The organism is Allobosea lupini, from assembly GCF_900109525.1.
GTDB lineage: Bacteria > Pseudomonadota > Alphaproteobacteria > Rhizobiales > Beijerinckiaceae > Allobosea > Allobosea lupini.
The window spans coordinates 798,164-821,786 of record NZ_FOAN01000001.1 but is presented as its reverse complement, the minus strand read 5'-3'; the positions used below and the strand labels follow the sequence as shown (position 1 = coordinate 821,786).

At 65.8% G+C, this 23,623-nt stretch carries 22 protein-coding genes; 11 read left to right on the top strand and 11 right to left on the bottom strand.

What is annotated here, in order from left to right:
* Window positions 1-146: 146 nt before the first annotated feature.
* Entirely contained in the window at window positions 147-299 is a 153-nt protein-coding gene (locus BMZ21_RS03975) for a DUF1127 domain-containing protein (protein ID WP_091829925.1), read from the bottom strand.
* 458 nt (window positions 300-757) lie between these two features.
* Between BMZ21_RS03975 and BMZ21_RS03970 the strand changes: the two genes are divergently transcribed.
* Window positions 758-1,405 carry a ceramidase domain-containing protein gene (locus BMZ21_RS03970; protein WP_091829923.1) on the top strand — a complete coding sequence of 216 codons (648 nt, stop codon included), beginning with the start codon at window positions 758-760 and terminating at the stop codon, window positions 1,403-1,405.
* A 98-nt stretch (window positions 1,406-1,503) separates the two neighbouring features.
* The gene (locus BMZ21_RS03965; protein WP_091829920.1) at window positions 1,504-2,178 is read left to right on the top strand and encodes an RraA family protein; all 675 of its coding nucleotides are present in this window, start codon (window positions 1,504-1,506) and stop codon (window positions 2,176-2,178) included.
* 7 nt (window positions 2,179-2,185) lie between these two features.
* On the opposite strand, the gene BMZ21_RS03960 is transcribed toward BMZ21_RS03965, so the two are convergent.
* The gene (locus BMZ21_RS03960; protein WP_091829918.1) at window positions 2,186-2,686 is read right to left on the bottom strand and encodes an invasion associated locus B family protein; all 501 of its coding nucleotides are present in this window, start codon (window positions 2,684-2,686) and stop codon (window positions 2,186-2,188) included.
* Window positions 2,687-2,957: 271 nt separating this feature from the next.
* On the opposite strand from BMZ21_RS03960, the gene BMZ21_RS03955 reads away from it, so the two are divergent.
* The 4 genes from BMZ21_RS03955 (at window position 2,958) to BMZ21_RS29835 (ending at window position 7,249) form a co-directional block, all read left to right on the top strand.
* Window positions 2,958-3,872: a cell envelope integrity TolA family protein gene (locus tag BMZ21_RS03955; protein WP_091829916.1), complete on the top strand. Its 915-nt coding sequence runs from the start codon at window positions 2,958-2,960 to the stop codon at window positions 3,870-3,872.
* A 997-nt stretch (window positions 3,873-4,869) separates the two neighbouring features.
* On the top strand, window positions 4,870-5,733 hold the full coding sequence (locus BMZ21_RS03950; RefSeq protein ID WP_143079646.1) for a hypothetical protein: 864 nt from the start codon (window positions 4,870-4,872) through the stop codon (window positions 5,731-5,733).
* Window positions 5,734-5,901: 168 nt separating this feature from the next.
* A complete protein-coding gene (locus BMZ21_RS03945) occupies window positions 5,902-6,513 on the top strand; it encodes a hypothetical protein (protein WP_091829912.1) in 612 nt (203 codons plus the stop codon).
* On the top strand, window positions 6,500-7,249 hold the full coding sequence (locus tag BMZ21_RS29835; protein WP_143079645.1) for a hypothetical protein: 750 nt from the start codon (window positions 6,500-6,502) through the stop codon (window positions 7,247-7,249). The genes BMZ21_RS03945 and BMZ21_RS29835 overlap by 14 nt, the downstream gene beginning before the upstream one ends.
* 54 nt (window positions 7,250-7,303) lie before the next feature.
* On the opposite strand, the gene uvrA is transcribed toward BMZ21_RS29835, so the two are convergent.
* The 3 genes from uvrA to BMZ21_RS03930 form a co-directional block, all read right to left on the bottom strand.
* Window positions 7,304-10,231: an excinuclease ABC subunit UvrA gene (gene uvrA, locus BMZ21_RS03940; protein WP_244543710.1), complete on the bottom strand. Its 2,928-nt coding sequence runs from the start codon at window positions 10,229-10,231 to the stop codon at window positions 7,304-7,306.
* 190 nt (window positions 10,232-10,421) lie between these two features.
* Window positions 10,422-11,600, bottom strand: coding sequence for an MFS transporter (locus tag BMZ21_RS03935; protein ID WP_091830594.1), 1,179 nt, complete (start codon window positions 11,598-11,600; stop codon window positions 10,422-10,424).
* Entirely contained in the window at window positions 11,597-12,175 is a 579-nt protein-coding gene (locus BMZ21_RS03930) for a GNAT family N-acetyltransferase (protein WP_091830591.1), read from the bottom strand. Before BMZ21_RS03930 ends, BMZ21_RS03935 begins: the two co-directional genes overlap by 4 nt.
* Before the next feature lie 75 nt (window positions 12,176-12,250).
* Here BMZ21_RS03930 and BMZ21_RS03925 point away from each other — a divergent pair, with 75 nt between their 5' ends.
* From BMZ21_RS03925 to BMZ21_RS03915, 3 genes are all read left to right on the top strand, one after another.
* Window positions 12,251-13,135, top strand: coding sequence for a LysR family transcriptional regulator (locus tag BMZ21_RS03925; RefSeq protein WP_091829908.1), 885 nt, complete (start codon window positions 12,251-12,253; stop codon window positions 13,133-13,135).
* Between the two features lie 92 nt (window positions 13,136-13,227).
* The gene (locus BMZ21_RS03920; protein WP_091829906.1) at window positions 13,228-13,527 is read left to right on the top strand and encodes a putative quinol monooxygenase; all 300 of its coding nucleotides are present in this window, start codon (window positions 13,228-13,230) and stop codon (window positions 13,525-13,527) included.
* A gap of 72 nt (window positions 13,528-13,599) precedes the next feature.
* On the top strand, window positions 13,600-14,871 hold the full coding sequence (locus BMZ21_RS03915; protein WP_091829904.1) for a 3-phosphoshikimate 1-carboxyvinyltransferase: 1,272 nt from the start codon (window positions 13,600-13,602) through the stop codon (window positions 14,869-14,871).
* A gap of 17 nt (window positions 14,872-14,888) precedes the next feature.
* On the opposite strand, the gene BMZ21_RS03910 is transcribed toward BMZ21_RS03915, so the two are convergent.
* Window positions 14,889-18,338 (bottom strand): indolepyruvate ferredoxin oxidoreductase family protein, encoded by a 3,450-nt coding sequence (locus tag BMZ21_RS03910; RefSeq protein WP_091829902.1) that lies wholly within the window; start codon window positions 18,336-18,338, stop codon window positions 14,889-14,891.
* Between the two features lie 146 nt (window positions 18,339-18,484).
* On the opposite strand from BMZ21_RS03910, the gene BMZ21_RS03905 reads away from it, so the two are divergent.
* The gene (locus BMZ21_RS03905) at window positions 18,485-18,943 is read left to right on the top strand and encodes an Lrp/AsnC family transcriptional regulator (protein WP_091830589.1); all 459 of its coding nucleotides are present in this window, start codon (window positions 18,485-18,487) and stop codon (window positions 18,941-18,943) included.
* A gap of 21 nt (window positions 18,944-18,964) precedes the next feature.
* On the opposite strand, the gene BMZ21_RS03900 is transcribed toward BMZ21_RS03905, so the two are convergent.
* From BMZ21_RS03900 to BMZ21_RS03885, 4 genes are all read right to left on the bottom strand, one after another.
* Window positions 18,965-19,699, bottom strand: a complete 735-nt coding sequence (locus BMZ21_RS03900; RefSeq protein ID WP_091829899.1) for an ABC transporter permease — start codon at window positions 19,697-19,699, stop codon at window positions 18,965-18,967.
* A gap of 8 nt (window positions 19,700-19,707) precedes the next feature.
* The gene (locus BMZ21_RS03895; protein ID WP_199777322.1) at window positions 19,708-20,382 is read right to left on the bottom strand and encodes an ABC transporter permease; all 675 of its coding nucleotides are present in this window, start codon (window positions 20,380-20,382) and stop codon (window positions 19,708-19,710) included.
* Window positions 20,379-21,008 (bottom strand): hypothetical protein, encoded by a 630-nt coding sequence (locus tag BMZ21_RS03890; RefSeq protein WP_091829897.1) that lies wholly within the window; start codon window positions 21,006-21,008, stop codon window positions 20,379-20,381. The genes BMZ21_RS03895 and BMZ21_RS03890 overlap by 4 nt, the downstream gene beginning before the upstream one ends.
* Window positions 21,009-21,072: 64 nt before the next feature.
* Entirely contained in the window at window positions 21,073-21,843 is a 771-nt protein-coding gene (locus tag BMZ21_RS03885; protein ID WP_091829894.1) for a transporter substrate-binding domain-containing protein, read from the bottom strand.
* Between the two features lie 250 nt (window positions 21,844-22,093).
* On the opposite strand from BMZ21_RS03885, the gene BMZ21_RS03880 reads away from it, so the two are divergent.
* Window positions 22,094-22,738, top strand: a complete 645-nt coding sequence (locus tag BMZ21_RS03880) for a helix-turn-helix domain-containing protein (protein ID WP_342029022.1) — start codon at window positions 22,094-22,096, stop codon at window positions 22,736-22,738.
* 184 nt (window positions 22,739-22,922) lie between these two features.
* Here BMZ21_RS03880 and ssb read toward each other — a convergent pair whose 3' ends face one another.
* On the bottom strand, window positions 22,923-23,462 hold the full coding sequence (gene ssb / locus BMZ21_RS03875) for a single-stranded DNA-binding protein (RefSeq protein ID WP_091829889.1): 540 nt from the start codon (window positions 23,460-23,462) through the stop codon (window positions 22,923-22,925).
* Window positions 23,463-23,623 lie beyond the last annotated feature (161 nt).

The window sequence follows — 23,623 nt, the reverse complement described above, 5'->3', positions numbered from 1 at the left end:
GCGGAAGGTCAAGGGCGCTGGGCTGAATCCAGACCCAGAAACGCAAAATGCCCGCTCGGAAGCGGGCATTCGCTCTTCGACCAGACCCCGAGGGGAGGAACGCGGAGTCTAGGAGAAACTACTCGTCTAACCCAGGCGGTCAGAAATCAGGCCGCGTGGGTGCGGGCGACGTACTGGATGTCCGAGCGCGACAGGCCGAGATCGTCGAGCTCACGGTCGGTGAGGCGGGACAGCTCGCGGACGGTCTCGCGATAGCGAAGATAGGCGCGAATCTTGGCAGCGATCATGGTCAGGAACATGGTGATAACCTTTTGGTTTTGCGGGGCTTAGCCCCGACAGCGATGAATTCGTTGTGCACTGCATATAGAGCGATCAGGGTGCCTCTCACAGGTGCGCGGCGTCAGCTCTGTTATGCTTTAGACGCATGGCGAATTAAGAGATCGTTTGGAAACGGCGCCAGACCCGCGCAGAGCGCTTAACGATTTTGTCAGAACAGTGAAAATTTGGCCTAAATTTTAGGCGTTCACTGGCGCGCGCTGGCGTCCGCTCGGGATATGGCGCTGATCTATGCAGAATCGGTGCGATGGGCCATGCAGTTTGCGCTGCAATATCGGTTGCCAAGCCCGGGGGCTGCGTAACGCGCTATTCACCATGGCTGGATTCGAAGAAAATTCCGCCCGGTTCGGCCGGCTCGTGTCATGCGTCGGCATGAGGTCGGTGGCATGATTCGACGATTCGAGCGGGCGCGGGACAGGGCATGCAGGGCGTGGGCTATTGCGAACGGCTGAGCGGAGCCTTCTGGGCCGAGCCGCTCAATGCGATCAGCAATGCCGCCTTCCTGCTTGCCGCGCTGGCTGCATTCCTCATGCTGCGCCGGCAGGGTCGTCGCGACCGGCCGGTCGAAGCGCTGACGATACTGGTCGGGATCATCGGCGTCGGCTCCTTCCTGTTCCACACCATGCCGCAGCGCTGGACGCTGCTGGCCGATGTCGTGCCGATCCAGCTTTTCGCGCTCTGCTATTTCGGGCTGGCGCTCAACCGGTTCCTCGGACTGTCGCCATTGCTGGCGGCGATCGGCGCGCTGCTCTTCCTCGGCGCCTGCTTCGGCCTTGCCTCCGGCGTTGCGCCATTGCTGCCGGCCGGCATGCGCGGTTCGGCCGGTTATGCCGGCTTTCTCATCGGCCTCTTTGGTGTGGCGCTTGCGGCGAGGGGCCGCGGAGATGCTGCCACGGGGGGGCGTATGGCCGTCGCCGGCCTCGTCTTCGCTCTATCGCTGACCTTCCGCTCGCTCGACTCCGTCCTGTGCGGCGCGCTGCCGCTCGGGCTGCACTGGGGCTGGCACCTGCTCAACGGGCTGTTGCTCTATCTGCTGTTGCGTGCGGCGCTCCTCTCGCCCCGCTCCTGAATCGCAGCGCTGTACCGCGCTCCACGCAGCGGCGACGGCTTGACCCGCCGCCGCCGCGCCCGGAAGCTTCCCCCATAATGAGGAGAGGGGAAGCGCGCATGCCGGATCTGGCCAGGGAACTCGATCTCGCCGAGCTGAAGGGCCGGCTCTATGCAGCGGTGCTCTCCGATGTGCTCGATGAACTCGGCCATCCCGACCAGGCGGTGAAGCCCTTCGTGCGCCCGCTCGACGAGGCCAGCGTGCTCTGCGGCTTTGCCCGTACCGGGCTTTACATGAAACGCTACCATCTCCCCGAGGGCCATAACCCTTACGCCCTCGAGATGGACCTGATCGACAGCCTCGAGCCCGGCGAGATCCCGGTGCTCGCCTGCGACGGGCCGACCGACCGGATCGCGCCCTGGGGCGAACTGCTCACCACCGCCTCGATGGTGAGAGGCGCCGCCGGCTGCCTCACCGATGGGCTGGTGCGCGATGTCCGCCGCATCCGCGAGCTCGGCTTCCCGGTCTTCCATGGCGGCATCGGCCCTCTCGACACCAAGGGCCGGGCCGAGATGATGGCCGCCGACGAGCCTGTCGAGCTCGGCGGCGCCCGCGTCGCGCCGGGCGATTTCATCTTCGGCGACGTCGACGGCGTCGTCATCGTGCCCCGCGCGATCGCGCCCGAGGCGATCCGGCGGGCGCTGGCCAAGATCGAGGCCGAGGACACGACCCGCGAGGAGCTGCTCGCCGGCAACAGCCTGCGCTCGGTCTTCGAGCGCCACGGCGTCCTGTAGCCGCGCGTCAGCCGCAGCGCTCCAGCAGCCGCGACGCCGCGGTCACGCCGTCGAGCGAGAAGGTGTAGCTGGTCTCGTTGCCGCGGGCCGAGCGCGCCGCCAGCACCATCTCGTCGCCGGCCTTCATCGCCGCGAGCAGCTCGCCCTCGCGCTCCAGCCGCTGCAGCCAGGCATTGTTGCCCGAGGTCAGCATGCGGAACGTCTCGTCGCCGATCGTCACGGTGACGGTCGAATCCTTGGCGAAATCATAGCCGGTCTGGAAGCTCGACTCGGTGCGGGCTTGCGCGTTCGGCGCGGTCTGAACGAAGAAGAACACGTCACCATGACGCAACGTCGCAGGTGTCTCGGCGCTCGGCGAGGAGACGATATAGCAACGCTTGCCATTCGCATTGTCATAGGCAGCCGCATTCCACTGCTTGAACTGGCCGAGCGGCTGTGCCGGGGCGGCGAAAGCCGAAGCCGTTGCCGAAAGAAGGCTGAGTGCCGCCAGAGGGGCCAGTCTGATCATTGGGTCATCTCCTGTTTGCATCGCAGGGATGAAAGTGCCGGGTTTAACAAGGCGTAAACAAGACCCTCACAAAGCCGTGCGACGCAAGGGCGCGGCTGGCTCCTCCTGCGGCCCCGCGCCCGCCGCCCCGGCCCTCCTTGCCGGCGCCGACGCGTTCGGCCAGTGTGGCGGGGCTGCTCCGCCGGCATGGGGCGGCTCGCGCTCATTGTCGCAGCCGGGGGCAGCCGTGGACGACGAGGGTCAGGATCTCCGCAGGACGCTGGAATACCGCATGACGACCAGCGTCGCCCGGCTGCTGCCGACCGGCCTGCTGCTGATCGTCATCGGGCTCGCCCTGCTCGTCCTCGCCGATGCCGACGACAAGCCTGCGTCGCGAGGCCACTTTGCCTTCATCGCCCTGGCCCTGGCGCTGGGCCTCGGCGTCATCGTGGTGGCGCTGCGGGCGCGCTACCGCCCCGGCAAGCCGGTCTTCACCCTCTCGCCGGCCGGCATTCAGCACCGCTGGGTCAGGCAGGTCCTGATCCCCTGGCACGAGGTGCAGGCCGTCGAGAGGGCCGATATCGTCACCAGGCTGTTCAATCCCGTCTGGCTGTTCTCCAGCGGCTCGACGCTGATGTACCGGCGCGCGCTCCATGCCGACGTCACCGTGATCGTGGTCTCCCGGCGGTTCTACGACGCCATGCTCCACGTAAAATCGTTCTGGCTGCGCGGCCCCGGCTGGAACGGCAACTTCATTCCCCATGGCGACACCGTGCAGGTCGCGCTCCACCACGAGCTGGTCGCGGCCGATCGCCAGCAGCTGCGCCAGGCGGTGACGCGCCGGTGGCTCGCCTTCCGCGACCGGCCGGCGGGGAAGGCGATCGGCATCGTCCCCAACGGCTCGCCCCGCCGCCCCGCGCAGGTCATGGCCATGGGCGACGATCCGCGGACGCTCCCGCTCTTCCAGCGGCTCCAGATCGCCGTCCTGCTGGCCGGCATCGCCGCTGCCGGCGCCAATCTCGCCGGGCTCTGGCAGCTGGACGGGCAGGGTCAAGCAAGACTGGCCCGGGCCAAGGCCCTCGAAGACCGCCGCGCGCGGGAGGTCGCCCAGAAGCGGGCGCTGGAGGAGGAGACCCGGCGGGCCGACGAGGACAGGAAGCGGCAGGAAGAGAACGAAGCGGTCCTGCGCCGGGCCTTCGGCCGCTGACGCAAGGCCTCTGCCTTCTCCCTTCGGGGGAGAAGGTCCCGGCAGGGGGATGAGGGCGGTACGACCGGGTGAGATGCTTGCCGCTCGCCCTGCATGGAGGCCCTCATCCGTCAGCGCTTCGCGCCGCCACCTTCTCCCCCGAGGGGAGAAGGAAGGCGCGCGCCAAATCCCGCCCGCAGGCCTGCCTGCGGGCGCGTCAAAATACGGGGCTGGCGGAGCGCCGCGAGGCGCGTTGAGTAGCATCCGCTTCCGTTAAGCCAGGAAGCGGCGCGGATGGTCCCCATCCGCACGCCCCGTGGCGCTCCGCCTTCGGCTCTTTCAGTCTTCGGGCCGCGCTTCTGCGGTTGGCCTGCCGGTCGTCCCGCTCCTGCCGGCGCCAGTGCCCCTCAACGGGTGGTCGCGCCGGCATGTGAACAGGGCGGCGCCTGGCGGGCCGTCCATCTAGCGAGCTCCTCGCACAGGGGTCGTATTGCCCCCAGGGCGGTGCCCCGAAGCCTCCCGGGAGCGGGGCGTAACCCCCGCCCGCAGGCGCCGACCCTCACCCAGCCTCTGGCATACCTCCGGACGGCCGCCCCGTATGGGTGATGGGCGAAGGGATTATACGGGAGGTTTTGGGGGCGGGGATAAGTTCGCTCCCGTCATGGTCGGGCTTGTCCCGACCATCCACGTCTTCGCGCCGGAACGACCGGGCGAGCGGCGTTTCGCGGGCCGGCGCCGGCCATGCGCGTCGCAAGGCGTGGGTGCTCGCGACAAGCCCGAGCATGACGGGAAGGCGAGGGAGCCGCGACGCCTCTTGCCTTCTCCCGGATGGGAGAAGGTGGCGCGGAGCGCCGGATGAGGGCCTGCCGTATCCGCAGAAGGTGCAGCGGCAACCGTTTTGCCCCAACTACCGGCGGCAGGCCCTCACCCCTGCCCCTCTCCCATTCGGGAGAGGGGTTTCCCGCGCTCATCCACGTAAGTCTTGACATCACTTTCGCCGCTCACAGATCGTCCTGCCGTGACAAAGCACGTGGATCCGATCGCTGGGCCTGATCGCTACCGGACGGTATCGCGCGGCTGGTATCGTAAGTCTGGCTCAATCGGCGTGCTCGCATCCCGCACTGACGCGCTGAAGCGGGAAGAGAAGCTTATGACCGCTTCGTTGATCTTGCAGCGCAAGTTGTTTGGCTTGGTCTACTGCTCGCTCCAGCCGGATTATTTCAACGTTATGCCGCGTGACAGCGGGGTCTATGCTGCAATCGCCGTTCCGACAAATCGGGTTCTCCCTGAGGTCAATAATCCGGGCGATATCGATCTTCTGATTATCCCTTACGAAGGCGACGAGTTGCTTTTGAGCAGGGTGATCGCGGCGGAAATCAAAGTCATTCGCGCCAGCTTTCAACGGCAAGGGAAGTCGCCGAATGAGATGGGGTTTTCCCAAGCGGGGCAGCTTTTGAAAGCTGGGTTTCCTTATGTGGCGGTGCTTCACCTGATCGTTTCAGATCAGAGCCCCAAACATGCGTGGGAGCCGATGGGTATGACCACCGTGCTCAACGAGGAAGGGCTGTGCGGACCTTTGACGACCGAGTTAGTCGATACCTTGCCAAAGCGACTGTTGGATCGCGGCATAGGCCGGTTGCTATCGGCAAGGACGCGATCGGAGGTGGGGCTGGCAGCCGCATTCCTTGGAGCGACCGACGATGAGGTGACGCATGTCAAGCGCGGTGCAGGGATGTGGTTTCCAGAGGGAAGCGCGGCAAAACCGAACCCCGATCACAACGCGGAGATCGGACTAGCGATAGCCACCTATTTCGAAGCTCACAGTCGTTGGTTTGCTGACATTCCTCGTTTTGATCCGGAGCCAACGCGGCCGTTGCCTTAGTCTGCGAGTGCCCCAAGAAATTCAGCTCATTCGCGCTGTCCACAAAAATCCTGAGGCTTTAGCTAGATGGAGGAACAGAAAGGAAACATTGCCCCTTGTGGTTGAGCTGGGTACAGATAAAGTCGTTCAAGTATGCCGGATGGGCGGTTTCAACAGCCTGGGGGTGTAATGGCAAAGGCTCCGGTTAAACAGGGCGGTACGTCACGCATCCGCTTCGTTATGGTCGATGCTGAGATTGCTGATGGCAACATTGAGCAAATCACGCAGGCAATTACGAACGCGCTTCGTCCTGCGACACATACCATCGTCAAGCGCATTCCGATGGCAGCTCCGGCATTAAATGGCGGTGATCCAGTCGACGAAGAACAGGTCGATGACGAAGATGACCGGTCCGAAATCATCGATGCGGCTCCTGCCGCGCCGAAGGTATCGCGCCCGCGTAAAGCCCCCAAGGCGCCGGATATCGTCGAGATTGATATGAACTCACCTGTTTCGTTGCAGACTTTCGCGGCGGGGAAGGATGCCGGAAGCCAAGCTAAAAAGTATCTAATCGCTGCTGCTTGGTTGAAGGAGAATCGAGGCACGGATGGTGTGACTGCCGGTCATATCTATACGTGTTTCCGTTCAATGGGGTGGTCGATCAATATTCCAGATTTTTGGCAGCCGTTGCGCGACCTTAAGTCGAAGAAATTCTTCGCGAAGAACGATGCCGGCGAGTACGAAATCAACCATATCGGATTGGACTACGTACAGAAGTTGGGTAAAAATGGAGCTGTCTGAACTCGTAAGCCAAGTTTCAGATTTTCAGCAGCTGTCTCCACGAGGTAGGATCAAGATTTTTGCTTGGCATTTGCACGTCAATGCCAAGCGCGAAATTTTTGACAATTCTGCCATACGGCGTTGCTTCGAAGAGTTGCATTTGGCCGATCCGGGAGTCTCAAAATACTTGCCTCGGATGGTGAGCTACAAGGAGCTCATGAAGGCCAAAGGTGGCTATAAATTGGAAAGAGGGGTGCGCGTCGACTTAGACAAACGATACGGGGTTCATCATAGTGTAGTCGCAGTCAGCAAAATTCTTACTGACCTTCCGGCAAAAATCCCGAACATAAACGAACGGGCGTTCCTTTTTGAGGCGCTTAAATGTTACCGCGCCGAGGCTTTTCGCGCGTGCATCGTTATGGTTTGGAATCTGACGTATGCTCATTTACTGGACTGGATCTTAAAAGATCCGTCTCGGCTTGCAGCTTTTAATGCCGCCATAATCAAGCGGTACCCAAAAAAGGTTGGCATCATTGTTGGTAGCTACGATAATTTTTTGGATGATCTGAAAGAGTCAGAGGTCATAGCGATTTGTAGTAGTGCGGGATTGTTCAATTCCAATATATTTAAAATTTTGAAAGATAAATTAGACCGCCGGAATATCGCCGCGCATCCATCAAGCGTTGTCGTAGTACAATCTCAAGCGGATGACACGGTAACTGACTTGGTAAACAATGTTGTTTTAGCGTTGACCTGAATTTCTATTTTACATAAGGCGTTGGCAGCGAATTCCTCGTATCTGCTCAAAGCTTTATTCCGCCGCCTGCCTTGCCCCCTTGCCCTTCAACGGCCGCCGCTCCAGCACCTCCTTGAGGAAGCGCGCGGTGTGGCCTTTGCCGATCCGCACCACATCTTCCGGCGTGCCTTGCGCCACGACTTCGCCGCCGCCGTCGCCGCCTTCGGGGCCCATGTCGATGATCCAGTCGGCGGTCTTGATCACTTCGAGATTGTGCTCGATCACCACCACGGAATTGCCCTGCTCGACCAGTTCGTGCAGCACCTCCATCAGCTTGGCGACGTCGTGGAAGTGCAGGCCGGTGGTCGGTTCGTCGAGGATGTAGAGGGTGCGGCCGGTGGCGCGCTTTGAGAGCTCCTTGGAGAGCTTGACGCGCTGCGCCTCGCCGCCCGAGAGCGTCGTCGCCTGCTGGCCGACCTTGACATAGTCGAGCCCGACGCGCGCGAGCGTCACCATCTTGTCGCGGATCGAGGGCACGGCCTTGAACAGGTCCTTGGCCTCCTCGACCGTCATGTCGAGCACGTCGGCGATCGAGCGGTCGCGGTATTTCACCTCGAGCGTTTCGCGGTCATAGCGCTTGCCCTTGCAGACATCGCAGGTGACGTAGACGTCGGGCAGGAAGTGCATCTCGATCTTGATGACGCCGTCGCCCTGGCAGGCCTCGCAGCGGCCGCCCTTGACGTTGAACGAGAAGCGGCCGGCCTGGTAGCCGCGCGCCTTGGCCTCGGGCAGGCCGGCGAACCATTCGCGGGTCGGCGTGAAGGCGCCGGTATAGGTCGCCGGGTTCGAGCGCGGGGTGCGGCCGATCGGCGACTGGTCGATGTCAATGACCTTGTCGAGATGCTCCATGCCCTCGATGCGGTCATGCGGGGCAGGGTGCTCGATCGAGCCGTTGAGCTTGCGCGCGATCGCCTTGTAGAGCGTGTCGATGACCAGCGTCGACTTGCCGCCGCCCGACACGCCGGTGATGCAGGTGAACAGGCCGAGCGGGATGTCGACCGTGACGTCCTTGAGGTTGTTGCCGCGGGCGCCGACGATCTTCAGGCTCCGGCCCTTCTGCGGCTTGCGGCGCTTGGCAGGGACAGGGACGCTCATCTCGCCGGTGAGGTATTTGCCGGTGAGCGAGTTCGGGTCGGCGAGGATGTCCTGCGGGGTGCCCTTCGAGACGATCTCGCCGCCATGGATGCCGGCGCCGGGGCCGACATCGACGACATAGTCGGCGGTGAGGATCGCGTCCTCGTCATGCTCGACCACGATCACGGTGTTGCCGAGGTCGCGCAGGCGGCGCAGCGTGCCGAGCAGGCGCTCATTGTCGCGCTGGTGCAGGCCGATCGAGGGCTCGTCCAGCACATAGAGCACGCCGGTGAGGCCCGAACCGATCTGGCTGGCGAGGCGGATGCGCTGGCTCTCGCCGCCTGACAGCGTGCGCGAGCCGCGCGCCAGCGTCAGGTATTCCAGGCCGACATCGAGCAGGAAGGTCAGCCGGTCGCGGATCTCCTTGAGGATGCGCGGGGCGATCTCGTTCTGCTTCGCCGACAGGCGCGAGGGCAGGGCGCTGACCCAGGCGAGCGCGTCCTTGACCGAGAGCTGCGAGATCTCGCCGATATGGCGCATGTCGATCTTGACCGCCAGCGCCTCGGGCTTGAGCCTAAAGCCGTTGCACGCCGCGCACGGCGTCTCCGACATGAAGCGGCCGATCTCCTCGCGGGCCCAGTCGCTCTCGGTCTCCTTCCAGCGCCGCTCCATATTGGTGATCACGCCCTCGAAGGGCTTCTTCACCTCATAGGCGCGCAGGCCGTCGTTGTAGGCCATGCGCACGGCCTCGGTGCCGGTGCCGAACAGGATGGCGTCGCGGGCGCTCTGCGGCAGCTCGCTCCAGGGCTTGGTGGTCGAGAAGCCGAAATGCCTGGCGAGCGCGTCGAGCGTCTGGCCGTAATAGGGCGAGGTCGACTTGGCCCAGGGCGCGATCGCGCCCTTCTTCAGGCTGAGCGAATGATCCGGGACGATCATCTCGGGATCGATCCGCATCTCGTGGCCGAGGCCGTCGCAGGCCGGGCAGGCGCCGAACGGGTTGTTGAACGAGAACAGGCGCGGCTCGATCTCGGGGATGGTGAAGCCGGAGACCGGGCAGGCGAATTTCGAGGAGAAGGTGACGCGCTTGGCCTCGCCGTTCTCCTCCTTCTCGTCGGCATATTCGAAGACCGCGATACCGTCGGCGAGGTCGAGCGCCTGCTCCAGCGAGTCGGCGAGGCGGGCGCCGAGATCGGGCCGGATGACGATGCGGTCGACCACCACGTCGATGTCGTGCTTGAACTTCTTGTCGAGCGCCGGCGCGTCCGGGATCTCGTAGAACTCGCCATTGACCTTGACGCGCTGGAAGCCGCGCTTCAGCCAGTCGGCCATCTCCTTGCGGAACTCGCCCTTGCGGCCGCGCACCACCGGCGCCAGCAGGTAGCCGCGGGTCTTCTCCGGCAGCTCGACCAGGCGGTCGACCATCTGCTGCACGGTCTGGCTCTCGATCGGCAGGCCGGTCGCCGGCGAATAGGGGATGCCGGCGCGCGCCCAGAGCAGGCGCATATAGTCGTGGATCTCGGTGACGGTGCCGACGGTCGAGCGCGGATTCTTCGAGGTCGTCTTCTGCTCGATCGAGATCGCCGGCGAGAGCCCGTCGATCTGGTCGACATCGGGCTTCTGCATCATCTCGAGGAACTGGCGGGCATAGGCCGAGAGCGACTCGACATAGCGGCGCTGGCCCTCCGCATAGATCGTGTCGAAGGCGAGCGAGGACTTGCCCGAGCCGGAGAGGCCGGTGAACACCACCAGCTTGTCGCGCGGAATCGCGAGATCGACATTCTTGAGATTGTGCTCGCGCGCGCCGCGCACCGAGATGACGCGGGCGTTCCGATCGGCCGCCGAGTCCTGTGCGGACTTGCGGTCGAACATGTCTTCCAGCGTCGCGGCCTGTTCGGCGAGCGTGGTCTTGCGGGCCATGGTGGTGTCCGGTTCGGGCTAAGCCGTAGAGATAGGGCAATCGCCGGCTCGTGCCAGTGCAGCCGGGCGGGAGGCGGGCATGAGTAGCACGCAGCCGCCGATGTTGCCGCATTGTTCCTGCGAGGTGTGCTGACAGAGATTGTCAGGAGCGTGGCAGGCTGTGGAAGCGCGCTCTGAGCAGGATGGCCGAGACCAGCATGGCCAGCGCCAGCGTTCCCGACAGGATCAGCGCTGCCGCAGCGCCATAGCGCTCGATTAGCAGGGCATAGGCGAGCGGCGAGGCGGCCGAGAGGAAAAAGCCCGGCGCCAGCAAACGCCCGACATAGGCGCCATAGCTCTTCGGATCGAACAGCATCAGGGGCAGCGTGCCGCGCGTGATCGTCAGCACACCGTTGCCGGCGCCGTAGCAGAAGGCGAAGGCGAGTGCCGCGATGGCGCTCGCCCCGCCGGCGAGCCCGACAACGAAGCACAGCGGCAGGACCAGGCAGGCGACGAGGTTGAGGTCGAACGGGCTGGTCTTCGCCCCGAACAGCACCTCGCCGAGCCGCGCCAGCGACTGGCCGATGCCGCGGGTCGCGCCGATCCAGACCGCGGCCGCGGCGGGCAGTCCGAGCCCGGCGAGGATGCCGATCATATGGGCGGACATGCCGGCGTTGAGCACGCCGGCGAAGGTGACGATCAACGCGTAGAGCAGGCCGGCGAAGCGCGTGTCGGCCGGGCTGAGCGTGACGACGGGCTTCGCGGCAGCCGCGTCAGACGAAGGCCGCGCGGAGACAGTGGGCAAGGTCAGGTGCAGCGACAAGGTGAGCAGCGCGAAGCCGGCATAGGCGATGAGGGCGCCGCGCCAGCCGAATTGCTCGGCGAGCACATGGCCGAGCGGCCAGAACACGGTCGAGGCCAGGCCCCCGAGCAGGGTGATCTGGGCGATCGGCCGGCGCGCTGCGCTGCCGCCGATCCGAGCCAGCGCCGCAAAGGCGGCGTCATAGAGGCTGAGCCGCATGGCGAGGCCGAGGCAGAGCCAGGCGGCGTAATAGGCCGCGATAGTATGGGCGAAGGCGAGGCCGAGGCAGCCGGCGGCTGTCAGGAGCGATCCCAGGCACATCACCGTGCGGCCGCCATGGCGGTCGATCAGGCGGCCGACCGCGCCCGAGGTCAAACCCATCACCAGCAGGCCGGCCGAGAGCCCGCCATGGATGATCGCCTGCGACCAGCCGAGCTCGCCTGCGATCCGCTCGCCGAAGGCGCCGACGAGATAATAGGACACGCCCCAGGAAATGAGCTGCGCCAGCCCGAGGCAGAAGACGGTGCTGCGGGAGATCACCCGGCCGATCCGGCCGTCCATGGCTGTGGCAACGTCTGGTCTCCCGGCCCGAGGCTGCGCTGCATCAGGACAGTGTCGACCCAGCGGCCGAACTTGAAGCCGGCCGAGCGCAAGGTGCCGACTGGCTCGAAGCCGAAACGGCGATGCAGGGCGATCGAGGCGGCATTGCCGCTGTCGCCGATCACCGCCAGCATCTGCCGCCACGGGCCGGCCTCGCAGCGGGCGATCAGTGCCGCGAGCAGAGCGCCGCCGATGCCGCGCCCGGCCTGTCCCTCGGCGACATAGACCGAATCCTCGATCGTGTGGCGGTAGGCCGGGCGGGGCCGGTAGCTGCTGGCATAACTGTATCCGACGATCCGGCCGCCCTGCTCGGCAGCGAGATAGGGCAGGCTGAGTGCCAGCACCGCCCGCCGACGCGCTAGCATCTCCGCGACGCTCGGCGGCGTCTCCTCGAAGCTGGCGAGGCCGGTTAGGACATGATGGCTGTAGATCGCCTGGATCGCAGCCATGTCGGCTTCTTCCGTGTCGCGGACGACGACGGGTGGCGTGGAGGGGGAGGAGTCGATTCTTGTCATCACGGCGATCTTGCGCTTTGCCGTGCCATAAATGAAGCTTCTCGAAGTTATGCAGAGCATGAGAAATTCTTTGAGATGCGCGATCTTCGCCTCGACCAGCTCGACAGCTTCCGCCAGGTGATCGCGCTCGGCAGTTTCTCGGCGGCGGCCGAGCGACTGGGCCTGAGCCAGCCGGCGGTCAGCCTGCAGATCCGTGAACTGGAGCGCCGCCTCGGCACGGTGCTGATCGAGCGGGTCGGGCGCCGGGCACAGCCGACCGCGGCGGGGACGGAACTGCTCGACCATGCCGGAAGGATCGAGGCGGCGGTGGCGGCCGCGCAAGAGGCGATGGCGCGCCATGCGACCGGGGCGATGGGCCGCGTGCGGATCGGCACCGGCGCCACCGCCTGCATCTTCCTGCTGCCGCCGGTACTGCGCGAATTGCGCCAGCAACACCCGACACTGGAAATCACGGTCAGCACCGGCAACACCTCCGACATCGTCAAGGCGATCGAGGACAATCAGATCGATATCGGCCTGGTCTCGCTGCCGGCCGCAGGTCGCGCTCTGGACGTCACGCCGCTGCTGGAGGACGAATTCGCCGTGATCGCGCCGCCCGGCATGGAGTTGCCGGCGCGATTGACGCCCGAGGCGATGGCGCGCCTGCCGGTGCTGCTGTTCGAGCCGGGCGGCATCACCCGCCGCATCGCCGACGAATGGTTCGCCCGAGCCGGCGTGACGCTGAAACCGGTGATGTCGCTCGGCAGCGTCGAGGCGATCAAGCGGCTGGTCGGCGCCGGCCTCGGCTGCGCCATCCTCCCGGGCATGGCAGTGTATGGCGAGAACGACGGGCTGGTGGTGCGCGCCCTGACGCCGCGGGTGCATCGCACGCTCGGCCTCGTCCTGCGCAAGGACAAGCCGTTGCATCGCGGCCTGCGCGAGACGCTGAAGGCCTTGCGGGCGCTAGGCACGCTTGGTTGAGCCTGCACTGCTGACAGGTCCAGTCAGGACGGCTGATTGCGCCGTATCAGGCCGGAGGGCAGGCTGCGGCCGGACTCGAGGAGGTGCCTGCCATGTACGGATTGATCGGGAAGATGCGGGCCACGCCCGGCGAGCGCGAGGCGCTGATCGGCTACATCCTCGAGAGCAGCGGCACCATGCCTGGCTGCCTGAGCTACATCGTCGCTCGCGATCCCGGCGATGCCGATGCGATTTGGGTGACCGAAGTCTGGGACAAGGAAGAAAGCCACAAGGCTTCGCTCGCTCTGCCGGCGGTGCAGGCGGCGATCGCCAAGGCCAGGCCGATCATCGCCGGTTTCGACAGCCATGTCGTCACGCAGCCGGTCGGCGGGTTCGGGCTGGCGAAGGGCTGAAGGCCCGCGGACGCGGCTTCCGCTAGGCGGCGGCACGGTCTAAGACCCTCGCGACCGAGCCGCGAGCCTGCCATGACCCAACCCGCCCTGAGCAAACTCACCATCCTGCCGACGACGGCCGCCCTGACCGGCCGCGTGATGCCGCCCGGCTCGAAATCGATCACCAATCGGGCGCTGCTGGTCGCGGCTCTGGCGAAGGGCACCAGCCGGCTCAGCGGCGCGCTGAAGAGCGACGACACCCGCTATATGGCGCAGGCGCTGCGCGACATGGGCGTCGCGATCGACGAGCCCGACGCGACCAGCTTCATCGTCACCAGCGACGGGCGGCTCAAGGCGCCGGCCGGACCGCTCTTCCTCGGCAATGCCGGCACCGCGACCCGCTTCCTGACGGCGGCAGCGGCTTTGGTCGACGGCACGGTCGTCGTCGATGGCGACGAGCATATGCGCAAGCGGCCGATCCTGCCTTTGGTCGAGGCGTTGACCCGGCTCGGCGTTGCGATCAGCGCGCCGAGCGGCTGCCCGCCAGTCACCATCCAGGGGCAGGGCGGATTCGAAGGCGGGCTGGTCGAGGTCGATGGCGGGCTCTCCAGCCAATATGTCTCGGCGCTGCTGATGGCAGGCGCCTGCGCGCGCAACCCCGTCGATGTCGTCCTGACCGGGCAGGAGATCGGCGCGCGCGGCTATGTCGACCTGACGCTGGCGACGATGCGCGCCTTCGGCGCCGAAGTCTCCGAGCCGGCGAGCGGCGGCTGGCGGATCGCCCCGACCGGCTACGCTGCGACCGACTACCTGATCGAGCCGGACGCTTCGGCCGCGACCTATCTCTGGGCGGCGGAGGTGCTGACCGGCGGCGCGATCGACCTCGGCGTGCCGGCTTCCGCCTTCACCCAGCCCGACGCCAGGGCGCATGAGCTGATCGCCGCGTTCCCCAACCTGCCGGCTGAGATCGACGGCTCACAGATGCAGGATGCGGTGCCGACGCTCGCCGTGCTCGCCGCCTTCAACCGGACGCCGGTGCGCTTCACCGGCATCGCCAATCTGCGCGTCAAGGAATGCGACCGGGTCGCCGCGCTGGCGCAGGGCCTGTCGCGGATTCGCACCGGACTCGGTGTCGAGGAGGGCGACGACCTGCTGGTGGCCTCCGATCCGGCGCTGGCCGGCCAGACGCTGCCGGCCGAGATCGACACCTTCGCCGACCACCGCATCGCCATGAGCTTCGCGCTGGCCGGGTTGAAGATCGGCGGCGTGACCATCCTCGATCCCGGCTGCGTGGCGAAGACCTATCCGGATTACTGGCGCGCGCTCGGCTCGCTCGGCGTGCGCTTCGAAGGCGATGTGCCGTAGGGTTTGCCGCATGGCGCTCAGGCGGCTTCCTTCGCTGCTGCCGCCGAAAGCTCGTTCAGCCGCTGCTCCGCCGCGGCCTTGACCCGTTCCACGGCGGCATCCTTGACCGGGCCATAGCCGCGAATATCCATCGGCAAGGCGGCGATCGTTGCCAGGGCGTCCGGCCCCCGGGCCGGGAGCCGTGCCAGCAGCTCGTCGATCAGCCCCTCGTACCAGCCGATCAGCGCGCGCTCCATCTTGCGCTCCGCCGTGTAGCCGAACGGGTCGAAAGCGGTGCCGCGCAGGGTCTTGAGCCGGGCCAGCAGCCGCAGCGGCGTCTGGATCCACTGGCCGAAGCGGCGCTTCAGCGGGCGTCCGCGCGCATCCTTCTCGCCGCCGAGGAAGGGCGGGGCGAGATGGTAGTTCACCGTGAAGTCGCCCTCGAAGCGCTGTTTCAGCTCGTCGAGGAAGCCGGTTTGCATGTGCAGCCGCGCGACCTCGTATTCGTCCTTGTAGGACATCAGCTTGAACAGCGAGCGGGCGACGGCCAGCGTCAGCGCTTCGCTGCCGAACGGCCGCTCGGCGGCGCGGACCTTGTCGACAGCAGCCCGGTAGCGCCGCGCCCAGGCCTCGTCCTGGTAGTCGGCGAGGAAGCGCTCGCGGCGGGTGATCACCGCATCGAGGCCTTCCGTCTCGACGGCGACAGGTGCCGGCGCGAAGGCTGCCGGGTCGGCGGCTGCGAGCCGGCCGGCGGCAAAGGCCTGCCGGTTGCGCTCGACCGCGACCCCGTTGAGCGTGATGGCGCGGTGAAGCGCCTCCAGCCCGACCGGAACCAGCCCCTGCTGCCAGGCATGGCCGAGCATGACGATGTTGGCGAAGACGGCATCGCCGAACAGCGTCTCGGCGAGGGCATTGGCATCGATGGCGCGGACGTTGTCGGCGCCCATCGCCGCCTCGATCGCCTTCAGCCGGCGGCGCGTCGCGAGGTCGGCGTCGCGCTGGCGCACGATGTCGCCGGTTGGCATCTCCGCCAGGTTGACGACAGCGCGCATGCCGGCGCGATACGTCGCCGAGGCCTTGGGCGAGGACGACACCACGATATCGCAGCCGATCAGCGCGTCGGCCGCGCCGGCGTCGATGCGGACCTGGTTTATCGCCTCGGGCGTAGCGGCGATCCGCATGAAGGAGAGCACCGGCCCGAATTTCTGGGCGAAGCCGGTGAAATCGAGCACCGAGCTGCCTTTGCCTTCGAGATGCGCAGCCATCGCGATCAGCGCGCCGACCGTGACGACGCCGGTACCGCCGACGCCGGTGACGAGCAGGTCATAGGGCCTGTCGAGCGCCGGCAGAGCCGGTTCAGGCAACGCCGCCGCCCGCCCGGCGAAGTCGTCCGCGCTCGCCTGCCGCTTGCGGCGAGTGGCGCCTTCGACCGTAACGAAGCTCGGGCAGAAGCCGTCGAGGCAGGAAAAGTCCTTGTTGCAGTTGGAGAGGTTGATCTGCCGCTTGCGGCCGAAGGGCGTCTCCTTCGGCTCGACGCTCAGGCAGTTCGACGCCACCGAACAGTCGCCGCAGCCCTCGCAGACGAGGTCGTTGATGACCGCGAAGCGCTGGGGATCGACCATCGTGCCGCGCTTGCGCCGGCGGCGCTTTTCGGTGGCGCAGGTCTGCTCGTAGATCAGGACCGAGACGCCCTTGATCTCGCGCAATTCGCGCTGGACCGCATCGAGTTCGCGGCGGTGATGGATCGTCACGCCATGGGGGAGGCTGCTCGGCGCGAACTTCTCCGGCGCGTCCGAAACCAGCGCGATCCGCTCGACACCCTCGGCGCGGACCTCCTGCGCGATGGCGTGTACGCTGATTGGCCCGTCCACGGGCTGGCCGCCGGTCATGGCGACGGCGTCGTTGAACAGGATCTTGTAGGTGATGTTGGCTTTCGCCGCGATCGCCTGGCGGATCGCCATCGAGCCGGAATGGTAATAGGTGCCTTCGCCGAGGTTCTGGAAGATGTGGCCCTTGCCGGTGAACAGCGACGACGCCGCCCAGTTGACGCCTTCGCCGCCCATCTGGATCAGCGAGCTGGTCTCGCGGTCCATCCAGCTCGCCATGAAATGGCAACCGATCCCGGCCAGCGCCTTCGAGCCCTCCGGCACCTTGGTCGACGAGTTGTGCGGGCAGCCGGAGCAGAAATACGGCGTCCGCGTCGCGCCCGGCACCTGGATCAGCCGGCTGGCTTCGGGCGCGAGCGCCGCGGCCCGCTCGGCAAGGCGCAGATCCGGGAACAGCGCGTCCAGGCGTTTCGCCACGATCGGCGCGAGCAGGCGCGGCGACAGCTCGCCGATCCAGGAGATCAGGCGATGGCCGTCCTCGTCGCGCTTGCCGACCATCGAATGCGGCTTGTGGCCGGGATAGTCGTAGAAATACTCCTTGAGCTGGCTCTCGATGATGCCGCGCTTTTCCTCGACGACGAGGATCTCCGCCTTGCCGCGCACGAATTCCAGCGCCGCCCGGCGCGCCAGCGGCCAGACCATGCCGACCTTGTAGATGTCGATGCCGTGGCTGCGGCAGGCCGCTTCGTCGAGGCCGAGCAGGCGCAGCGCCTCCATCAGGTCGAGATGCGCCTTGCCGGTGGTGACGATGCCGAAGGAGGCGTCGGGGATGTCGTAGATGCGCCGGTCGATCGGGTTCGCCTCGGCGAAGGCGAAGACCGCCATCTTCTTGGCCTCCATGCGCTCCTCGATCTGGGGACCCGGCAGATCCGGCCAGCGATAGTGCAGCCCGGTGGCCGGCGGCGTGTAGTCGGGATCGTTGAACCGGCGCGGCGCCGGCAATTCGACCGACTGGCCGCTCTCGACCGTCTCCGAGATCGCCTTGAAGCCGACCCACATGCCGGAATAGCGCGACAGCGCGTAGCCGTACTCGCCGAAGGCGAGGTATTCGGCGATCGAAGCCGGGTTCAGCGTCGGCATGAACCAGGCCATGAAGGCGACGTCGGATTGATGCGGCATCGATGAGGAGACGCAGCCATGATCGTCGCCGGCGACGACCAGCACGCCGCCATGCGGCGAGGAGCCATAGGCGTTGCCGTGCTTGAGCGCATCGCCGGCACGATCGACGCCGGGCCCTTTGCCGTACCAGAGGCCGAAGACGCCCTGCACCGTCCGGTCCGGATTGGTCTCGACCTGCTGCGAGCCGAGAACGGCAGTGGCGGCGAGGTCCTCGTTGACCGCCGGCAGGAACTCGATGCCGTGCTGCTTCAGGAGATCGCTGGAGCGCCAGAGTTCGAGGTCGACGCCGCCGAGCGGGGAGCCGCGATAGCCTGAGATGAAGCCCGCCGTATCGAGCCCGGCGGCGCGGTCGCGCCGGGCCTGATCGAGCGCGATCCGCACCAGCGCCTGCGTGCCGGTCAGGAAGACACGGCCGCTGCTGCGGGTGTAGCGATCGCCCAGCGCGTAGTCGAAGAGCGGGCCGATCGGCGTGATGGCATTCATGGCGCGGACCTCCCGGCAATTCTCGCGGCGAGTCTAGGCCGCCTGCTCTGGAAAGATCTGTCTTGTTTGCCGGAATTGGTTGCTCGATCGGTCGATTTCACCGAGAATGGCCGCCTGACAGGATGATCCTTCCGGAGCCCCGCCAGATGCAACTCACCGATCAGGATCGCAAGCTCGTCGCTCTGCTGCAGGGCGACGCCCGCATCTCGAACCAGGATCTGGCCGAGCGCGCCGGCATGTCGGCGTCCGCCTGCTGGCGGCGCGTGCGGGCGCTGGAGGAGGCGGGCGTGATCGCGAGCTACCGCGCGATCGTCGATCCGGGCAAAGCGGGGCTCGCCTTCAGCGCGATCGTGCATGTCGGGCTGGTGCGGCACGAGGCCGACCACGTCGCGACCTTCATCTCACGCGTGGCCGAGCGGCCGGAGGTGCTGGAGTGCTTCGCGACCACGGGCGAGGCGGATTACCACCTGCATATCGTTTGCCGCGACAAGGACGCCTACAACGAGTTCCTGGACAATTTCCTGTTCAGGCTGCCAGGCATCGCGCATGTCCGCACCAACCTCGTCCTGAAGGAGATCAAGGTGCACGGCGCGGTGCCGGTGTGAGGATCGACCGCGGGTCGGCTCTCAGGCGTGCGCCGCCGCGCCGAGCCGAAGCTCCCGCGCCTTCTGCGCGACGCCGCGGTTCTCGATCGACAGGCGCTGCTCGAGCTTGCGCAGCAGCCAGCTCAGCGTCGTCGTGATGCAGAAATAGATCGCGCCGGCGGTGAGGAAGACCTCATAGGGCGCGAAGGTGTTCGACACCTCCAGCCGGGCCGCGCCGGTGAGGTCCAGCAGGGTGATGGTGCTCGCCAGCGAGGTCGCCTTCACCGTCAGGATGATCTCGTTCTCATAGGCGGGCAGGGCGAGGCGGGCCGCGAGCGGGATAATGATCTTGCGCTGCGTCTGGAACCAGGACAGGCCGAGCGCCCGCGCCGCTTCGTTGAGCCCCTTCGGCACGAGCCTGAGCGCGCCGGCGATGATCTCGGCGGTATAGGCGGCTGAGTTCAGCCCGAGCGCGATGATCACGCACCAGAACGGGTCGCGGAAGATCGGCCAGAGCGCCGAACTCCGGATGAATTCGAACTGCCCGAGCCCGTAATAGACCAGGAAGACCTGCAGCAGCGACGGGACGCCGCGAATGACGAAGATGTAGGCGCTCGCCGGCCCATGCAGCCAGGCCGAGTGCGCATTGCGCGCATAGGCCAGCGGTATCGCGATCACCATGCCGAAGATCAGGATGAGGATGGCAAGCCTGCCCGTCAGCCCGACGCCCTGGAGCAGGTTCGGGAAAGCCTCGGCCATGATCTGGAGGTCAAGCATGGGATCGCTCAGGCAAAGCCACGATTGGAGCGGATACGGGCGCGGTGCAGGCCCCAGGACGCGGTGCTGGTGATGGCGAGATAGAGCAGCGCGGCGACGGCGTAGACGAAGAACGGTTCTCGCGTCGCGCCGGAAACGACGGCGGAGGCCCTGAGCAGTTCCTCCAGCCCGATCACCGAGATGAGCGAGGTCTGCTTGATCAGGATGATCGAAAGATTGCCGAAGCCCGGCAGCGCGATCCGCCAGGCCAGCGGCAGCACCACCTTGAAGAAGGTGACGCTCCGCGGCAGGCCGAGCGCATGCGCCGCCTCCGACTGTCCGCGCGGGACCTGCCTGATCGCGCTGCGGAAGATGTCGCTGGCATAGGCCGCGAAGATGAAGGCCAGCGCCGCCACGCCGGCGGCGAAGCCGTTGATGTCGACATAGTGCCCGGTCAGCCGGGTGAGGGCGATCGTGCCGCCGAAATAGATGAGGTAGATGACGATCAGGTCGGGCACGCCCCTGACGATCGCGGTATAGGCTTCCGCGACATAGCGAAACGGCCTGCTGCCATAGGTCTTGAGCGCGCCGAGCGACAGGCCGAAGGCCGTTCCGAACAGCAGCGCCACCGCGGCGACCGACAATGTCACCCCCGCTCCGTAAAGCAGTTGCAGCCCATAGCCGGAGAGCCAGGCCAGCGTCATGGCAGCGCGGCTCCCGCATCCTCGGCGGCGCGGCTCGCGACCTTCTGGCGGATCAGCTCGCGGACAGGCCCGTCCCGCCAGGCCTGGAGCTTGCCGCCGGAGGTCCGCTCGTCCGCATAGACGATCCAGACATCGTCGGGCGAGCCGAGGATCTCGTCGACGCGGACGCGGTCAGGATACTGCTCGGCATATTCGAGATAGACCAGCGCCGAGTCGTACTTCCCCGCGAGCAGGTTCTGGAAGATGATCGGCAGCGAAGGATCCGAGACGCGCGTCTCCCAGCGGCCGATGTCGATATAGCTCTCGGTCGCCGGCGCCAGCAGGCCGATCGATTTCGGCTGCTCGACCTCCGAGCGAGTCAGCACCGCCAACTCCTTGCTGCGGGAGATGAAGCTGTCGACCGCGAAGACCTTGTGGAAATGCGTGCCGAGCGTCGGCGGCGTGTCGGGGTGGACGGCGCATTGGACGACGAAATCATAGTCGCCCCGCATCAGCCCGCTTGTCGCCATGTCGAAATCGGGCACCAGCACGATCTCGCTGTCGGGAATCTCGTGGAACTTGATGTATTCCCTGGTCACGAGCTCATGGTTGGTGCCGCTCGGGCCGAGTGTCGCAAAGGTGATCATCGAGTCGGTCTCGTTCTTCCCAGCCGAAGGCAGCCCGGGCCCGCCTTCGGCACAGCGTGTCGATTCACATCAGCTTGAAGTCGAAATACTTCCTGGTGATGCTGTCATAGGTGCCGTTGGCGATCAGCGTATCGATGGCGGCATTGACCTCCTCGAGCAGCTTGGCGTCGTCCTTGCGCAGGGCGATGGCGTTGCCTTCGCCCAGCAGGCCGCCGGTGTATTCCGGGCCGACGAGCGCGAAGCTCGCCGCTTCCGGCCGCTTCAGGAAGCCGAGCATCGAGGTCACCTTGTTGGCGAGCAGCAGGTCGACGCGGCCGGCGATGAGGTCGAGCTCGACATCGGTGGTCTTGTCGTAGCGCACGATCTCCGATTTCGGATAGGTCGCGGTCAGATAGGCATCCTGGATGCTGCCGCGCTGGACGCCGATGCGCTTGCCCTTGAGCGCGTCGGGGCTGGTGTCGGCGGGCGCATCCTTCTTCCCGACGAACTGGCTCGCCGTGTTCTTGTATTTCTTGGAGAAGGCGACCTGCTGCTTGCGCTTTTCGGTGACGCCCATGCTGGCGACGATCAGGTCGTATTTCCTGGCGTTGAGGCCGGGTATGATGCCGTCCCATTCCTGCGCCATGATCGTGCACTTGGCCTTCATCGCCTCGCACAGGGCGTTGGCGATATCGACGTCCCAACCCGTCAGCTTGCCGCCGGCGTCGACGAAGCTCCACGGCGCATAGGTTCCCTCGGTGGCGATGCGCAGGTCTTTTGCTTGTGATGCTCCGGCGAACACGCTCGAAAAAGCGGCGCAGACAAGAATAGTCGTGAATTTGTGCTTATTGATCATGATCCCCTCACGATGTTTATTATCGCTCGTTGCAGGGATTGTTCTGTCGCGCCCGCGGCTTGTCAACGCGCTGGCAAATATTTTCATCTCATGAAAATGTGGCGACCCGGACAGGTGCGGACACGCCGCCCGATGGCGGCAATGCGGGCTCGAAACCGATGCGCGAAGGCTGGGAGGTTCTACTTTGGTCGATCGCAAGCGCGACGGCAAACCGCCGGACGGAAAGCGTGTCAGGCGTGGCGCGCTCTCGATGATGACGCGAGCCGGCCTAGCGGCGACCGGCGGGGGTCCATCAACCAACCAGGAGCCAGAAGGCGGGCAGGGTGGCCAGGCCCTGGCAGCGGCGGTCGGCCAGGAAATCAGGAGCCTGCGATTGAGTCTCAGCATGGCCGCCAACCAGCTGGCCGAGGCGGCCAGGCTGTCGAACGGCATGCTCTCCAAGATCGAGCGCGGTTCGGCCACGCCGTCCTTCACGACGCTGGTCTCGATCGCGGCAGCGCTCAAGGTGCCGGTCGCGCGGCTGTTCGCTTCCTATAACCAGCAGGCCGACTATTCGCTCGTGCGTGCAGGGCAGGGTATCGCCGTGCAGCGACGCGGCCAGCGCGCCGGCCTGAGCTACGAACTGCTCGGCCACCTGCTCTCGGGCGAGAAATACATCGAGCCCTATCTGGTGACGCTGACCAGCGAGGCGGCGGACCACCCGGGCTTCCAGCACACCGGGATCGAGTTCATGCATATGCTCGAAGGCGCGATGGTCTACCGCTATGCCGACGCCTCGATGGAGCTGCGCCCCGGCGATACGCTCGTCTTCGATGCCAATTTCGTCCATGGCCACGAGCGGCTGCTGACGCCGACCGTCCGCTTCCTGTCGGTCGTGTTCAACCTGCGCACATAAACCATCATCGCGCCCGGCAGAACGCGATGATGATCTATGTGATTGTGATCGCATCGGATCAGGCTTGCGCCTGTCCCGGACGAGTACGGCACAGCACAGGCCGGATCGCCCGGCTGCCCGCGGGGGCTTAATCTTACAGTTAGAGCGGATCCGACCAGATTGCTTCAATCTGGTCGGATCCGCTCTAGAACGGGATGTCGTCGTCGAGATGGCTCGACGAGCGCGAACCGCCGCTGCTGCCACCGCCGCTTGCCATCGCCGGCTGGCGCGAACCGCCACCGACCGGGCTCGACCGGCCGAAGGAGCTGCCACCCGACGATCCCTCGTCGCCATAGCCACCGCTGCCGCCGCCGAACTCGTCGCCGCCCTGGCCGCGGCTGTCGAGGATGGTGAGCTCACCGCGGAAACGCTGCAGCACGATCTCGGTCGTGTACTTCTCGACGCCCTGCTGGTCCTGCCATTTGCGGGTCTGCAGCTGGCCCTCGATGTAGATCTTCGAGCCCTTCTTCAGATACTGCTCGGCGACCTTGGCGAGGTTCTCGTTGAAGATCACCACGGAGTGCCACTCGGTGCGCTCCTTGCGCTCGCCCGACTGCTTGTCGCGCCAGGTTTCCGAGGTGGCTATCCGCAGATTGACCACCGGCTCGCCGCTGCCGAGGCGCCGCACCTCGGGGTCGCGCCCGAGATTGCCGACCAGAATGACCTTGTTGACGCTACCAGCCATGACAGGCTCCGTTTCCTGCGCACTTCATCACGAACCCGGCCGAATGACCGGATGCGGACCCTAGCGGTCCGTGCCGGCACTATCAATGATGTTCCTGTTTTGTTCAAGAGGCCTTTCGTAGCTTGTCCCCGTTAAAATTCGCGAATGTCGCGAAGGCGCAG

Bases quoted from the DNA above. Each gene is read 5' to 3' on its own strand.
- BMZ21_RS03975 (WP_091829925.1), bottom strand. From the start codon at position 299: ATGTTCCTGACCATGATCGCTGCCAAGATTCGCGCCTATCTTCGCTAT.
- BMZ21_RS03970 (WP_091829923.1), top strand. From the start codon at position 758: ATGCAGGGCGTGGGCTATTGCGAACGGCTGAGCGGAGCCTTCTGGGCC.
- BMZ21_RS03965 (WP_091829920.1), top strand. From the start codon at position 1,504: ATGCCGGATCTGGCCAGGGAACTCGATCTCGCCGAGCTGAAGGGCCGG.
- BMZ21_RS03960 (WP_091829918.1), bottom strand. From the start codon at position 2,686: ATGATCAGACTGGCCCCTCTGGCGGCACTCAGCCTTCTTTCGGCAACG.
- BMZ21_RS03955 (WP_091829916.1), top strand. From the start codon at position 2,958: ATGACGACCAGCGTCGCCCGGCTGCTGCCGACCGGCCTGCTGCTGATC.
- BMZ21_RS03945 (WP_091829912.1), top strand. From the start codon at position 5,902: ATGGCAAAGGCTCCGGTTAAACAGGGCGGTACGTCACGCATCCGCTTC.
- BMZ21_RS29835 (WP_143079645.1), top strand. From the start codon at position 6,500: ATGGAGCTGTCTGAACTCGTAAGCCAAGTTTCAGATTTTCAGCAGCTG.
- uvrA (WP_244543710.1), bottom strand. From the start codon at position 10,231: ATGTTCGACCGCAAGTCCGCACAGGACTCGGCGGCCGATCGGAACGCC.
- BMZ21_RS03930 (WP_091830591.1), bottom strand. From the start codon at position 12,175: ATGACAAGAATCGACTCCTCCCCCTCCACGCCACCCGTCGTCGTCCGC.
- BMZ21_RS03925 (WP_091829908.1), top strand. From the start codon at position 12,251: ATGCGCGATCTTCGCCTCGACCAGCTCGACAGCTTCCGCCAGGTGATC.
- BMZ21_RS03920 (WP_091829906.1), top strand. From the start codon at position 13,228: ATGTACGGATTGATCGGGAAGATGCGGGCCACGCCCGGCGAGCGCGAG.
- BMZ21_RS03915 (WP_091829904.1), top strand. From the start codon at position 13,600: ATGACCCAACCCGCCCTGAGCAAACTCACCATCCTGCCGACGACGGCC.
- BMZ21_RS03910 (WP_091829902.1), bottom strand. From the start codon at position 18,338: ATGAATGCCATCACGCCGATCGGCCCGCTCTTCGACTACGCGCTGGGC.
- BMZ21_RS03905 (WP_091830589.1), top strand. From the start codon at position 18,485: ATGCAACTCACCGATCAGGATCGCAAGCTCGTCGCTCTGCTGCAGGGC.
- BMZ21_RS03900 (WP_091829899.1), bottom strand. From the start codon at position 19,699: ATGCTTGACCTCCAGATCATGGCCGAGGCTTTCCCGAACCTGCTCCAG.
- BMZ21_RS03895 (WP_199777322.1), bottom strand. From the start codon at position 20,382: ATGACGCTGGCCTGGCTCTCCGGCTATGGGCTGCAACTGCTTTACGGA.
- BMZ21_RS03890 (WP_091829897.1), bottom strand. From the start codon at position 21,008: ATGATCACCTTTGCGACACTCGGCCCGAGCGGCACCAACCATGAGCTC.
- BMZ21_RS03885 (WP_091829894.1), bottom strand. From the start codon at position 21,843: ATGATCAATAAGCACAAATTCACGACTATTCTTGTCTGCGCCGCTTTT.
- BMZ21_RS03880 (WP_342029022.1), top strand. From the start codon at position 22,094: ATGATGACGCGAGCCGGCCTAGCGGCGACCGGCGGGGGTCCATCAACC.
- ssb (WP_091829889.1), bottom strand. From the start codon at position 23,462: ATGGCTGGTAGCGTCAACAAGGTCATTCTGGTCGGCAATCTCGGGCGC.